This window comes from Mitsuaria sp. TWR114, from assembly GCF_007997345.1.
Genome location: NZ_VOSR01000277.1, coordinates 1 through 13,027 on the forward strand (window position 1 = coordinate 1; position 13,027 = coordinate 13,027).

The window sequence follows — 13,027 nt, forward strand, 5'->3', positions numbered from 1 at the left end:
GCGACCGGCGTGGCGACCGGGTCGAATGCCGTTTCCGCTTCTTCGTTTTCCGCGTCATCGCTCCCGGAGGGCGAGCCGGCGGCGCCCATCCGGCTCGCGCTGATCGAGGGCCTGTCCGGTCCGCTGGGCAACGGCGGCGAAGCGGTGTTCCGCAACCTGGTCTGGGCCACCGAGCGTGTCAACGCGCGCGGCGGCGTGCGGCTGCGGCGGCGGTCGGCGACTGGCGCTGGTGCGCTTCGACAGCAAGGGCTCGGTGGAGGAGTCGCTGTCCATGCTGCGCGCTGCGACCGACCAGGGCATCCCGGTCGTGCTGCAGGGCAACAGCTCGGCGGTCGCCGGCGCGCTGATCGCGGCGCTGGAGAAGCACAACGCGCGCGAGCCGACGCGCCGCGCGCTGTTCCTGAACTACGCTGCCGTCGATCCCGCGTTGACTGGCGCGCAGTGCAGCTTCTGGCATTTCCGCTTCGACGCCCACACCGACATGCGGCTGGCCGCGCTGGTCGAGGTGATCGCCCAGGACCCGGCGCTGAAGACGATCTACCTGATCAACCAGGACTACAGCTTCGGCCAGCACCTGCGCGAGCAGGCGAGGGCGATGCTCGCCCGGCGCCGGCCCGACCTGCGCATCGTCGGCGACGAGCTGCATCCGCTGGGCCGCGTGAAGGACTTCCTGCCCTACGCGACCAAGATCCGCGCCAGTGGCGCCCAGGCGGTGCTGACCGGCAACTGGGGCAACGACCTGACGCTGCTGATCAAGGCGGCCAAGGACATCGGCCTGACGGCGCGTTTCCACACCTTCTACGGCAATGCGCTGGGCGTGCCGGGCGTGCTCGGCGAGGCGGGCGTCGACCGGGTGCTGGCCGTGGCCGAATGGCATCCCAATGTCGGCACCCCCGACGCGGAGCGCTTCTATGCCGCCTTCCGCCAGCGCTTCCCGAAGCCGGAGCACGACTACCTGCATGCCCGCATGCAGCTGATGGTGGAGATGCTGGTCGCCGCGATGGAGCGGGCCGGCACGATGTCGCCCCAGGCGGTGGCGACGGCGCTCGAGGGGCTGAAGCTCGATGGCCGGCCGCTGGGCATCGCCCACGAGGGCGTGATGCGGGCGGCCGATCACCAGCTCCAGCAGCCGCTGTACGTCAGCGTGATGCGCCGCGCCGGGGAGGCCGGCGTGCCGCACGACAACGAGGGATCGGGCTACGGCTTCCGCACCCTGCGCTACCTGGATGCGTCGCAGGCGGCGCAGCCTTCGAACTGCCGGATGCGCCGCCCGGACTGATCGCCGCCGCCGCGGCCGGGCGGGGCGCCAGGGCCGTCGGCTCTGGGCGAGCGCCGATTCGATGCCCGATTCGTATATACTGCGCGCTGTTTTGCCTGGCCCGTCCAGGGAAACAGCCAGCACGGCACGGGTCGGTTTCACCTGTGACCGCAAGTCAATCCTCGGAAACCGTCAGCGCACTCGCAGCCTTCATCGGCCATGCCCGGCGGACCTTCCGAACCATTCCGGAACAAGGAACGCATCATGTCCATCGCCGATCTGAACAAGGCCGACATCGTCAAGGCCAACGCCCGCAGCGCCAACGACACGGGCTCCCCCGAAGTCCAGGTCGCCCTGCTGACCGCTCGCATCAACGAGCTGACCCCCCACTTCAAGCTGCACGCCAAGGACCACCACGGCCGCCGCGGCCTGCTGAAGATGGTCAACCAGCGCAAGAGCCTGCTGGCCTACCTGAAGAACAAGGACGCTGACCGCTACACCGCCCTGATCCAGAAGCTGGGTCTGCGCAAGTAAGTCGCGCGTGCATGCAAAGAGCCTGATTGGTCCGATTCCAACAGGCTCTTTGTCGTTTCTGCGAGCCGCTGCCGGAGCGTTCCGGACGGCCCGCCGCCGGTCCAGTCGCCGGTCAGGCCGCCCGCCCGCAGGGCAGGCCGCCTGAGAAGACGATGGAGTCGGGCTGACGTGGCGCTGCTGTGTCATTCCAATGCGCTTGCCGGCAGGGGCCGGGCAAGCAGGCGCTCTGGAATGGCATCCCGCCAAACCCAGCTTCACTCCCGGTTCCGCGCCGCACCGCGAGCGGCGCATCCCTGAACTGAGGAGAACTCGAATGAGCATGTTCAACAAGGTCACCAAGACCTTCCAATGGGGCCAGCATCAAGTCGTGATGGAGACCGGCGAGATCGCCCGTCAATCCAGCGGCGCCGTCCTGGTGAACATCGAGGACACCGTGGTCCTGGCGACCGTCGTCGCCAAGTCGGCCCCCAAGGCTGGCCAGGACTTCTTCCCGCTGACCGTCGACTACATCGAGAAGACCTACGCCGCCGGCAAGATCCCCGGCAGCTTCTTCAAGCGTGAAGGCCGTCCGAGCGAGCTCGAGACCCTGACCTCGCGCCTGATCGACCGCCCGATCCGCCCGCTGTTCCCTGAAGGCTTCTTCAACGAAGTCCAGGTTGTCATCCACACCGTCTCGCTGAACCCGGAAGTCCAGGCCGACATCGCCGCGATGATCGCCACCAGCGCCGCGCTGGCGATCTCGGGCATCCCGTTCAACGGCCCGATCGGCGCCGCGCGCGTGGGCTATGTCAACGGCGAGTACGTGCTGAACCCGGGCAAGACCCAGCTGATCGACTCGAAGCTGGACCTGGTGGTCGCCGGCACCGAAGCCGCCGTGCTGATGGTCGAATCGGAAGCCGACCAGCTGAGCGAAGACATCATGCTGGGCGCCGTCACCTACGGCCACGACCAGGGCAAGATCGCGATCGCCGCGATCAACGAGCTGGTCCGCGAAGCCGGCAAGCCGTCCTGGAACTGGACCGCCCCGGCCAAGGACGAGGGCTTCATCGCCAAGGTCACCGCGCTGGCCGAGGAAGAGTTGCGCGCCGCCTACCAGATCCGCTCCAAGCAGGCCCGCACCGAGGCCTGCCGCAGCGCCTACGCCAAGGTCAAGGACGCCCTGACCGCGGAAGGCGTCGCCTTCGACGGCGTGGAAGTCGACGGCCTGCTGTTCGAGATCGAAGCCCGCATCGTGCGCGGCCAGATCCTGGCCGGCGAGCCGCGCATCGACGGCCGCGACACCCGCACCGTCCGCGCCATCGAGATCCGCAACAGCGTGCTGCCGCGCGCTCACGGCTCGGCGCTGTTCACCCGCGGCGAGACGCAGGCGCTGGTCGCCGCGACGCTGGGCACCGACCGCGACGCGCAAGTCATCGACGCGCTGGCCGGCGAGTACTCCGAGCGCTTCATGCTGCACTACAACATGCCCCCGTTCGCCACCGGCGAAACGGGCCGCGTGGGCAGCCCCAAGCGCCGCGAAATCGGCCACGGCCGCCTGGCCAAGCGCGCGCTGGTCGCGGTGCTGCCGAGCAAGGAAGACTTCCCGTACTCGATCCGCGTGGTCTCGGAGATCACCGAGTCCAACGGTTCGTCGTCGATGGCCTCGGTCTGCGGCGGCTGCCTGTCGCTGCTGGACGCCGGCGTGCCGCTGAAGGCGCACGTCGCCGGCATCGCCATGGGCCTGATCAAGGACGGCAACCGCTTCGCCGTGCTGACCGACATCCTGGGCGATGAGGACCACCTGGGCGACATGGACTTCAAGGTGGCCGGCACGACCTCGGGCATCACCGCGCTGCAGATGGACATCAAGATCCAGGGCATCACCAAGGAGATCATGCAGGTCGCCCTGGCGCAGGCCAAGGAAGCGCGTCTGCACATCCTGGAGAAGATGGTCGACGCGATGGGATCGGCCAACGCCGAGATCTCGCAGTTCGCGCCCCGCCTGTACACGATGAAGATCAATCCGGAGAAGATCCGTGACGTGATCGGCAAGGGCGGCGCGACCATCCGCGCGCTGACCGAAGAGACCGGCACGCAGATCGACATCGCCGAGGACGGTACCATCACCATCGCGTCGACCGACGGCGACAAGGCCGAGCTGGCCAAGAAGCGCATCGAGCAGATCACCGCCGAAGCGGAGATCGGCAAGGTCTACGAAGGCCCGGTCACCAAGATCCTGGACTTCGGCGCGCTGATCAACATCCTGCCGGGCAAGGACGGTCTGCTGCACATCAGCCAGATCGCCCACCAGCGCGTGGAGAAGGTCACCGACTTCCTGAGCGAAGGCCAGATCGTCAAGGTCAAGGTCCTGGAGACCGACGAGAAGGGCCGCATCAAGCTGTCGATGAAGGCGCTGCTGGACCGCGACGCGGCGCCGGTCGCTCCGGCTCACGGCGAAGGCTCGGCCGAGTAATCGGCCCGGCTTCCGGCTTCGATACACCGCGACCCGACCTGCCATGAAGGCCATTGCCATCACGCAGCCTGGCGGACCGGAGGTCCTGCAGCTGATCGAGCGCGCCGACCCCGTCGCTGGGGTCGGCGAGTGCCTGATCCGCGTGCAGGCCTACGGCATCAACCGTCCGGATGTGCTGCAGCGCAAGGGCGCGTATCCGCCGCCGGCGGGTGCCAGCGATCTGCCGGGCCTGGAGGTCGCGGGTGTTGTCGAGGCGGGGGATGCGCAGGCGCTGGCCGAAGCTGGCCTGAAGGTGGGCGACGCGGTCTGTGCGCTGGTCGCGGGCGGCGGCTATGCCGAGCTGTGCGTGGCGCCGGTGGTCCAGTGCCTGCCGGTCCCCAAGGGCTGGAGCATGGCCGAGGCGCCAGCCTGCCGGAGACCTTCTTCACCGTCTGGAGCAACGTCTTCGAGCGCGCCCGCCTGCAGCCCGGCGAAAGCCTGCTGGTGCATGGCGGCAGTTCGGGCATCGGCGTCACCGCGATCCAGATCGCGAAGGCGCTGGGCTCGACGGTGCTGGTCACCGTCGGCACTGCGGACAAGGCCAAGGCCTGCCAGGCGCTGGGCGCCGACGTCGCGATCAACTATCGCGAGCAGGACTTCGTCGAGGTGGTGAACGCGGCGACCGGCGGTCGCGGCGTCGACGTGATCCTGGACATGGTGGCCGGCAGCTATGTCGCGCGCAACGTGCAGTGCCTGGCGGATGACGGCCGCGCCGTGATCATCGCGGTGCAGGGCGGCGTGAAGGCGGAGTTCGACGCGGGCCAAGTCCTGCGTCGCCGTCTGACGATCACCGGCTCGACGCTGCGTCCGCGCCCGATCGCATTCAAGGCCGGCATCGCCCGCGCGCTGCGCGAGCGGGTCTGGCCGCTGCTCGAGTCCCGTGCCATCGCGCCGGTGATCTTCAGGCAGTTGCCGGCGTCCGAGGCGGCCGCGGCTCACGCGCTGATGGAATCGGGCGAGCACGTCGGCAAGATCGTGCTGAGTTGGTGAGCATCCAGCGCGCTCGCGGGATTTTTCGGTTTCAAGGGAGTTGATCTGATGCGCAAGAAACTGGTGGTCGGCAACTGGAAGATGCATGGCACCCGTGCGTCGAACGCCGTGCTGCTGGCGGGCCTCAAGGAAGCGGGTCCGTGGAACGCCCAGGTGGCCGTGTGCGTGCCTTTCCCGTACATCACGGAGACGGCGCTGGCGCTGACCGGCACGCAGATGGCCTACGGTGCGCAGGACGTGTCCACGCACGAGCAGGGCGCCTACACCGGCGAGGTGTCCTCGGCGATGCTGGCGGACATCGGCTGCCGTTTCGCGATCGTGGGGCACTCGGAGCGCCGTGCCTACCACGCGGAGAGCGACCAGCTGGTCGCCGACAAGGCCAAGGCGGCGCTGGCGCATGGCGTCACGCCGATCGTCTGCGTCGGCGAGACGCTGGCCGAGCGCGAGGGTGGCAAGACGGAAGAGGTCGTCAAGCGCCAGCTGGCGGCGGTGATCCACACGCTGACGCACTGCATCGGCGAGATCGTCGTGGCCTACGAGCCGGTGTGGGCGATCGGTACCGGCCTGACGGCCACGCCGGAGCAGGCCCAGCAGGTCCATGCGCTGCTGCGCCAGCAGTTGCGCGCGGCCACGCAGAAGGCCGATCAGATGCAGATCCTGTACGGCGGCAGCGTCAAGCCCGACAACGCCGTCCAACTGTTTGCGCAGCCCGACATCGATGGCGGCCTCATTGGAGGCGCCGCGCTGAAGGCGGCCGATTTCGCGGCGATCTGCCGCGCCGCCGGCTGAAGTCCGGCGTTCAAGGTTCCTGGAGAAAGAAGCAATGCAAGTGATGATGAACCTGGTGCTGGTGGTACAGCTGATCGCGGCACTGGCGATGATCGGCCTGGTGCTGGTCCAGCACGGCAAGGGTGCCGACATGGGGGCCTCGTTCGGCAGCGGGGCCTCGGGCTCGCTGTTCGGCGCGACCGGCAGCGCCAACTTCCTGTCGCGCTCGACCGCGGTCGCGGCAACGATCTTCTTCGTGGCGACGCTGGCGCTGGCCTACATGGGCAGCCATCGCGAGGGCGGCATCGGTGCCGGCCCGACGGCGGGCGAGCAGCTGCTGGAACGTGCCGCCACGCCGGCCTCCCCGGCATCGGCCGCGGCGCTGCCCGGTGCGTCGATCGCTCCTCAGGCCGCGCCTTCGGCGGCGGCCTCGGGCGCCTCGAACTGACAGAGATGGGCGGCAAGCGCAAGCTCCTCGACAAAATTGCTTCGGTTTCTTTTTGTCGCTCAGAAAGCGCTATAGAATTCGAGGCTGTCTGAAACGCGAGCCGTCAAGACAAAGTCACTGAAGGGTGACAACCAGCCGACGTGGTGAAATTGGTAGACACGCTATCTTGAGGGGGTAGTGGCGAAAGCTGTGCGAGTTCGAGTCTCGCCGTCGGCACCAGATAAATCGGCCTGCCATGGTCTTCGTGATCTAGCCGGAAAGCCGGATCGAAGCAGATCAAGCAGGTTGAAGGATTCGGGGGAATCTCCACGCGACAGGCGTGTGCGAATTTCCGGAGTCCTAGGCGGGCGCGGTCCGTGAGCGATTGGATAATCGCTGGCGGCGCGCCCGTTGCTTTTGCCGAATCGTTGGTCGGCCCTGGCCCGCCAATCTTCGGTGACACGTTGGGAATTGGAATTGCCGCCCACTGCGGCAGTATCTCGATCCCGGCATCAAAACGAGAGCAAGCCGTGAGCCTGGAACAATACCTGCCCGTCATCCTTTTCATCCTGGTCGGTTGCGGAGTGGGTATCGCCCCGCAAGTGCTGGGCTTCCTGGCGGGTCCGCGTCGCCCTGACGCGGCAAAGAACAGCCCCTACGAATGCGGCTTCGAGGCCTTCGAGGACGCGCGCATGAAATTCGACGTGCGCTACTACCTCGTCGCCATCCTCTTCATCCTCTTCGACCTGGAAATCGCCTTCCTGTTCCCCTGGGCGGTCTCGCTGCGCGAGATCGGTCCGGAAGGCTTCTGGGCGATGATGATCTTCCTGGGCATCCTGGTCGTGGGCTTCGCCTACGAATGGAAGAAGGGCGCGCTCGACTGGGAGTGACGACCCGACCGCGGGCCCGCGGCGACGCGCCGGGCCCGCGAACGCATCAGGACACAGCGCCCGTTTCGGGCGCGTGTCCGTTAGGGAAGGGCAACGCGTCAACGCGGCGTCAAGGCGACGGTCGCGCGCTCGAAGGTCCTTCTCCGCTGATCTCGAAAGATTGGAAATTCGATATGGGTAACGAAGGCGTATTGAAGGAAGGCTTCATGACCACCCAGCTGGACAAGCTGGTGAACTGGTCCAAGACCGGCTCGTTGTGGCCGATGACCTTCGGTCTCGCCTGCTGCGCGGTCGAGATGATGCACGCGGGCGCCGCGCGCTACGACATCGACCGCTTCGGCATGCTGTTCCGTCCGAGCCCGCGCCAGTCCGACCTGATGATCGTGGCCGGCACGCTGTGCAACAAGATGGCGCCCGCCCTGCGCAAGGTCTACGACCAGATGGCCGAGCCGCGCTGGGTGCTGTCCATGGGCAGCTGCGCCAACGGCGGCGGCTACTACCACTACAGCTATTCGGTGGTGCGGGGCTGTGACCGCATCGTCCCGGTCGACGTCTATGTCCCGGGCTGTCCGCCGACCGCCGAGGCGCTGCTCTACGGCATCCTGCAGCTGCAGGCCAAGATCCGTCGCGAGAACACCATCGCTCGCTGAGCAGAAGCAGGCTGATTCCCATGACCATGAAACTCGACACCCTGCAGGCGGCGCTGCAATCCGTGCTCGGCGAGCAGATCGTCGCGCTCAAGCGCGAGCTGGGCGAAATCACGATCACCGTCGCGGCCAAGGACTACTTCAACGTCGCCAAGCTGCTGCGCGATCACTCGGAGCTGCGCTTCGAGCAACTGATCGACCTGTGCGGCGTGGACTACTCGGCCTACAAGGACGGCGCCTACGACGGCGCGCGCTTCGCGGTGGTTTCGCACCTGCTGTCGATCAACAAGAACTGGCGCCTGCGCGTCAAGGTCTTCGCGCCTGACGACGATTTCCCGTCGGTGGCCGCGGTGACGCCGATCTGGAACGCCGCCAACTGGTTCGAACGCGAGGCCTTCGACCTGTACGGGATCATCTTCGAGGGCCACGAGGACCTGCGCCGCATCCTCACGGACTACGGTTTCATCGGCCACCCGATGCGCAAGGACTTCCCGGTGACGGGCCATGTCGAGATGCGCTACGACCCCGAGCAGAAGCGCGTGATCTACCAGCCGGTCACGATCGAGCCGCGCGAGATCACCCCGCGCGTGATTCGCGAAGACAACTACGGGGGCCTGTGAGCATGCCAGCCGAAATCAAGAACTACACCCTGAACTTCGGCCCCCAGCACCCGGCCGCCCACGGCGTGCTGCGCCTGGTGCTCGAGCTGGACGGTGAAGTGATCCAACGCGCCGACCCGCACATCGGCCTGCTGCACCGCGCCACCGAGAAGCTGGCCGAGTCCAAGACCTTCATCCAGTCGCTGCCCTACATGGACCGCCTCGACTACGTGTCGATGATGGCCAACGAGCATGCCTACTGCCTGGCCATCGAGAAGATGCTGGGCCTGGAGGTCCCCGAGCGCGCGCAGTACATCCGCGTGATGTTCGCGGAGCTCACCCGCATCCTGAACCACCTGCTCTGGCTGGGCGCGCACGGCATCGACTGCGGCGCGATGAACATCCTCATCTACTGCTTCCGCGAGCGTGAGGACATCTTCGACATGTACGAGGCGGTGTCGGGTGCGCGCATGCACGCGGCCTACTTCCGTCCGGGTGGCGTGTACCGCGATCTGCCGGATTCGATGCCGCAGTACAAGGTCAGCAAGATCAAGAACCAGAAGGCGATCGACAAGCTCAACGAGAACCGCCAGGGCTCGCTGCTCGATTTCATCGAGGACTTCTGCAACCGCTTCCCGGCCAACGTCGACGACTACGAGACGCTGTTGACCGACAACCGCATCTGGAAGCAGCGCACGGTGGGCATCGGCGTCGTGTCGCCGGAGCGCGCGCTGAACCTGGGCCTGACCGGCCCGATGCTGCGTGGCTCGGGCATCGCCTGGGACACCCGCAAGACCCAGCCCTACGACGTGTACGGCCGCATGGACTTCGACATCCCGGTCGGCACCAACGGCGACACCTACGACCGCTACTGCGTGCGGGTCGAGGAGATGCGCCAGTCCAACCGCATCGTGCAGCAGTGCGTGAAGTGGCTCAAGGCCAATCCGGGTCCGGTCATCACCGACAACCACAAGGTGGCGCCCCCGTCGCGCGTGGCGATGAAGACCAGCATGGAAGAGCTGATCCACCACTTCAAGCTGTTCACCGAAGGCTTCCGCGTCCCCGAGGGCGAGGCCTACGCCTCGGTCGAGCATCCGAAGGGCGAGTTCGGCATCTACATCGTCAGCGACGGCGCCAACAAGCCGTACCGGCTGAAGATCCGCGCGCCGGGCTATTCGCACCTGGCCGCGCTGGACGAGATGGCCCGGGGCCACATGATTGCCGACGCCGTGGCCGTGATCGGCACGATGGACATCGTGTTCGGTGAAATTGACCGTTGAGTGGTGAAGCGATGAGCAGCACTGAATTTGTCTTGAGCGACGCGACCAAGTCGCGCTTCGCGCGCGAAGTCGCCAAGTACCCGGCGGAACAGGCGCAATCGGCCGTGATGGCCTGCCTGTCGATCGTCCAGCAGGAGCAGGGCTACGTGTCCCGCGAGGCCGAGGACGCGATCGCCGACTACCTCGGCATGCCGGCGATCGCCGTCTACGAGGTCACGACCTTCTACAACATGTACAACCAGCGCAAGCTGGGCGCGTTCAAGCTCAACGTCTGCACGAATCTTCCGTGCCAGCTGCGCGACGGCCAGAAGGCGCTGGACCACCTGTGCACGAAGCTGGGCGTCGAGGCCGGCGGCACGACCGCCGACGGCGTCTTCACCGTGCAGCAGAGCGAGTGCCTGGGCGCCTGCGCCGACTCGCCGGTGATGCTGGTCAACGACCGCCAGATGCTGAGCTTCATGAGCGCCGAACGGCTGGACGAGCTGGTGGACGCGCTCAGAGCCCACCACGCGGCCAACAAGAACTGAGGGACCTGGACGATGACCAACATCGCGAACATCGACCTCTCGAAGTGGCAGGCCACCGGCAAGGAAACCTGCTTCCACGACCGCAACATCACCCCGCAGATCTACGCGGGCCTCGATGGCAAGAACTGGTCGCTGAAGGACTATGAAGCGCGCGGCGGCTACCAGGCGCTGCGCAAGATCCTGGCCCAGGGCGAAGGGCAGGGCATGACCGCCGACCAGGTCATCGCCGAAGTGAAGGCCTCGGGCCTGCGCGGCCGCGGCGGCGCCGGCTTCCCGACCGGCCTGAAGTGGAGCTTCATGCCGCGCCAATTCCCGGGCGCGAAGTACCTCGTCTGCAACAGCGACGAAGGCGAGCCGGGCACCTGCAAGGACCGCGACATCCTCATGTACAACCCGCACATCGTCATCGAAGGGATGGCGATCGCGGCGTACGCGATGGGGATCAAGGTCGGCTACAACTACATCCACGGCGAGATCTTCGAGGTCTACGAGCGCTTCGAGGCGGCCCTGGAAGAGGCCCGCGCGGCCGGCCTGCTGGGCGACAACATCCTGGGCAGCAACTTCAGCTTCCAGCTGCACGCGCACCACGGCTTCGGCGCCTACATCTGCGGCGAGGAAACCGCGCTGCTGGAATCGCTGGAAGGCAAGAAGGGCCAGCCGCGCTTCAAGCCGCCGTTCCCGGCCTCGTTCGGCCTGTATGGCAAGCCCACGACGATCAACAACACCGAGACCTTCGCCGCGGTCCCCTGGATCATCCGCAACGGCGGCCAGGCCTATCTCGAAGTGGGCAAGCCCAACAATGGCGGCACCAAGATCTTCTCGATCTCGGGCGACGTCGAGCGTCCGGGCAACTACGAGATCCCGCTGGGCACCTCGTTCGAGAAGCTGCTCGAGCTCGCCGGCGGCATGCGTGGCGGCCGCAAGCTCAAGGCGGTGATCCCAGGCGGCTCGTCGGCCCCGGTGCTGCCGGCCGACATCATGATGCAGTGCACGATGGACTATGACTCCATCGCCAAGGCCGGCTCGATGCTGGGCTCGGGCGCCGTCATCGTGATGGACGAGACCCGCTGCATGGTCAACAGCCTGCTGCGCCTGTCCTACTTCTACGCGCACGAGTCCTGCGGCCAGTGCACCCCCTGCCGCGAGGGCACGGGCTGGATGCACCGCGTGATCGAGCGCATCGCCCACGGCAAGGGCCGCGTCGAGGACATCGACCTGCTGAACTCCGTGGCCGACAACATCCAGGGCCGCACCATCTGCGCGCTGGGCGATGCCGCCGCGATGCCGGTGCGCGCGATGCTCAAGCACTTCAAGGGCGAGTTCATCGCGATGATCGAACAGGCCCAGCAGAACAAGGCGCCCGCCGCGTCGTCCCCGTCCGCCACGGCGAAGTCGCCGGCGCACGCCTGATCGGAGCCGCTGAGAAGAACTATGGTTGAAATCGAACTCGACGGCCAGAAGGTCGAAGTGCCCGAAGGCAGCATGGTGATGCATGCCGCCGAGAAGGCCGGGACCTACATCCCGCACTTCTGCTACCACAAGAAGCTGAGCATCGCGGCCAACTGTCGCATGTGCCTGGTCGACGTGGAGAAGGCGCCCAAGCCGCTGCCCGCCTGCGCGACCCCGGTCACGCAGGGCATGATCGTGCGCACCAAGAGCGAGAAAGCCATCAAGGCCCAGCAGGGCGTGATGGAGTTCCTGCTGATCAATCACCCGCTGGACTGCCCGATCTGCGACCAGGGCGGCGAATGCCAGTTGCAGGATCTGGCCGTCGGTTACGGCGCGGGCTCCTCGCGCTACACCGAAGAGAAGCGCGTGGTGTTCCACAAGAACGTGGGCCCGTTGATCTCGATGGAGGAGATGAGCCGCTGCATCCACTGCACGCGCTGCGTCCGCTTCGGCCAGGAGATCTCCGGCGTGATGGAACTGGGCATGGCGCACCGCGGCGAGCACAGCGAGATCCAGACCTTCGTCGGCCGCACCGTGGACTCGGAGCTGTCGGGCAACATGATCGACATCTGCCCGGTCGGCGCGCTGACGAGCAAGCCCTTCCGCTACAGCGCCCGCACCTGGGAGCTGTCGCGCCGCAAGAGCGTCAGCCCGCACGATTCGACCGGCGCCAACCTGATCGTCCAGGTCAAGAACAACGAAGTGCTGCGCGTCGTCCCGCTGGAGAACGAGGCCGTCAACGAGTGCTGGATCGCCGACCGCGACCGCTTCTCGTATGAAGCGCTGAACAGCGACGAGCGCCTGACCACGCCGATGCTCAAGCAGGGCGGCGAATGGAAGCCGGTGGACTGGACCACGGCGCTCGAGTACGTCGCCAACGGCCTGAAGCAGATCAAGACCGAAAAGGGCGGCGCGTCCATCGCGGCGCTGGGCTCGGAGCACAGCACCGTCGAAGAGCTGCACCTGCTGGCGCAGCTGGTGCGCGGCCTGGGCAGCGAGAACATCGACACGCGCTTGCGCGTGGTCGATCCGGCGCTGCGCGCGGGCGAGGGCAAGGCCTTGTGGCTGGGCACCTCGATCGCGTCGCTGTCGGCGCTGGATCGCGCCTTCGTCGTCGGCTCGTCGCTGCGCAAGGACCATCCGCTGTTCGCGCAGCGCCTGCGCCAG

Annotated in this window: 11 protein-coding genes, 1 tRNA gene and 2 pseudogenes; all 14 read left to right on the forward strand. The window is 66.8% G+C overall.

Going from position 1 to position 13,027, the window contains the following annotated elements; genetic code table 11:
- Positions 1-9 precede the first annotated feature (9 nt).
- A pseudogene (locus FUT87_RS11840) lies at positions 10-1,279 on the forward strand (branched-chain amino acid ABC transporter substrate-binding protein).
- A 243-nt stretch (positions 1,280-1,522) separates the two neighbouring features.
- The gene (gene rpsO, locus FUT87_RS11845; RefSeq protein WP_091724274.1) at positions 1,523-1,792 is read left to right on the forward strand and encodes a 30S ribosomal protein S15; all 270 of its coding nucleotides are present in this window, start codon (positions 1,523-1,525) and stop codon (positions 1,790-1,792) included.
- 313 nt (positions 1,793-2,105) lie between these two features.
- Positions 2,106-4,244: a polyribonucleotide nucleotidyltransferase gene (gene pnp, locus FUT87_RS11850; protein WP_147241143.1), complete on the forward strand. Its 2,139-nt coding sequence runs from the start codon at positions 2,106-2,108 to the stop codon at positions 4,242-4,244.
- A gap of 43 nt (positions 4,245-4,287) precedes the next feature.
- Positions 4,288-5,273, forward strand: a pseudogene (locus FUT87_RS11855) (NAD(P)H-quinone oxidoreductase).
- 48 nt (positions 5,274-5,321) lie between these two features.
- Positions 5,322-6,062 carry a triose-phosphate isomerase gene (gene tpiA / locus FUT87_RS11860; protein WP_147241144.1) on the forward strand — a complete coding sequence of 247 codons (741 nt, stop codon included), beginning with the start codon at positions 5,322-5,324 and terminating at the stop codon, positions 6,060-6,062.
- A gap of 34 nt (positions 6,063-6,096) precedes the next feature.
- Positions 6,097-6,489: a preprotein translocase subunit SecG gene (gene secG / locus FUT87_RS11865; protein WP_091724278.1), complete on the forward strand. Its 393-nt coding sequence runs from the start codon at positions 6,097-6,099 to the stop codon at positions 6,487-6,489.
- 134 nt (positions 6,490-6,623) lie between these two features.
- A tRNA-Leu gene (locus FUT87_RS11870) sits at positions 6,624-6,708 on the forward strand.
- A 290-nt stretch (positions 6,709-6,998) separates the two neighbouring features.
- Positions 6,999-7,358, forward strand: coding sequence for an NADH-quinone oxidoreductase subunit A (locus tag FUT87_RS11875; RefSeq protein WP_091724279.1), 360 nt, complete (start codon positions 6,999-7,001; stop codon positions 7,356-7,358).
- A 173-nt stretch (positions 7,359-7,531) separates the two neighbouring features.
- Positions 7,532-8,008, forward strand: a complete 477-nt coding sequence (locus FUT87_RS11880; protein ID WP_067067101.1) for an NADH-quinone oxidoreductase subunit B family protein — start codon at positions 7,532-7,534, stop codon at positions 8,006-8,008.
- A gap of 20 nt (positions 8,009-8,028) precedes the next feature.
- On the forward strand, positions 8,029-8,625 hold the full coding sequence (locus FUT87_RS11885) for an NADH-quinone oxidoreductase subunit C (RefSeq protein ID WP_091724280.1): 597 nt from the start codon (positions 8,029-8,031) through the stop codon (positions 8,623-8,625).
- Positions 8,626-8,627: 2 nt separating this feature from the next.
- Complete coding sequence (locus FUT87_RS11890) at positions 8,628-9,884, forward strand: NADH-quinone oxidoreductase subunit D (protein ID WP_147241145.1); 1,257 nt, start codon at positions 8,628-8,630, stop codon at positions 9,882-9,884.
- A gap of 11 nt (positions 9,885-9,895) precedes the next feature.
- Positions 9,896-10,411, forward strand: coding sequence for an NAD(P)H-dependent oxidoreductase subunit E (gene nuoE / locus FUT87_RS11895; RefSeq protein WP_147241146.1), 516 nt, complete (start codon positions 9,896-9,898; stop codon positions 10,409-10,411).
- A gap of 12 nt (positions 10,412-10,423) precedes the next feature.
- Positions 10,424-11,821 (forward strand): NADH-quinone oxidoreductase subunit NuoF, encoded by a 1,398-nt coding sequence (gene nuoF, locus FUT87_RS11900; protein WP_147241147.1) that lies wholly within the window; start codon positions 10,424-10,426, stop codon positions 11,819-11,821.
- Between the two features lie 21 nt (positions 11,822-11,842).
- Positions 11,843-13,027, forward strand: a 1,185-nt coding sequence (gene nuoG / locus FUT87_RS11905) for an NADH-quinone oxidoreductase subunit NuoG (RefSeq protein ID WP_147241148.1), incomplete at its 3' end; no start/stop codon positions are given.

What these genes read in the sequence shown, in the direction of transcription:
- FUT87_RS11890 (WP_147241145.1), top strand. Translation starts at nt 8,628, where the DNA reads ATGCCAGCCGAAATCAAGAACTACACCCTGAACTTCGGCCCCCAGCAC.
- pnp (WP_147241143.1), top strand. Translation starts at nt 2,106, where the DNA reads ATGAGCATGTTCAACAAGGTCACCAAGACCTTCCAATGGGGCCAGCAT.
- nuoE (WP_147241146.1), top strand. Translation starts at nt 9,896, where the DNA reads ATGAGCAGCACTGAATTTGTCTTGAGCGACGCGACCAAGTCGCGCTTC.
- FUT87_RS11885 (WP_091724280.1), top strand. Translation starts at nt 8,029, where the DNA reads ATGACCATGAAACTCGACACCCTGCAGGCGGCGCTGCAATCCGTGCTC.
- tpiA (WP_147241144.1), top strand. Translation starts at nt 5,322, where the DNA reads ATGCGCAAGAAACTGGTGGTCGGCAACTGGAAGATGCATGGCACCCGT.
- secG (WP_091724278.1), top strand. Translation starts at nt 6,097, where the DNA reads ATGCAAGTGATGATGAACCTGGTGCTGGTGGTACAGCTGATCGCGGCA.
- rpsO (WP_091724274.1), top strand. Translation starts at nt 1,523, where the DNA reads ATGTCCATCGCCGATCTGAACAAGGCCGACATCGTCAAGGCCAACGCC.
- FUT87_RS11880 (WP_067067101.1), top strand. Translation starts at nt 7,532, where the DNA reads ATGGGTAACGAAGGCGTATTGAAGGAAGGCTTCATGACCACCCAGCTG.
- nuoF (WP_147241147.1), top strand. Translation starts at nt 10,424, where the DNA reads ATGACCAACATCGCGAACATCGACCTCTCGAAGTGGCAGGCCACCGGC.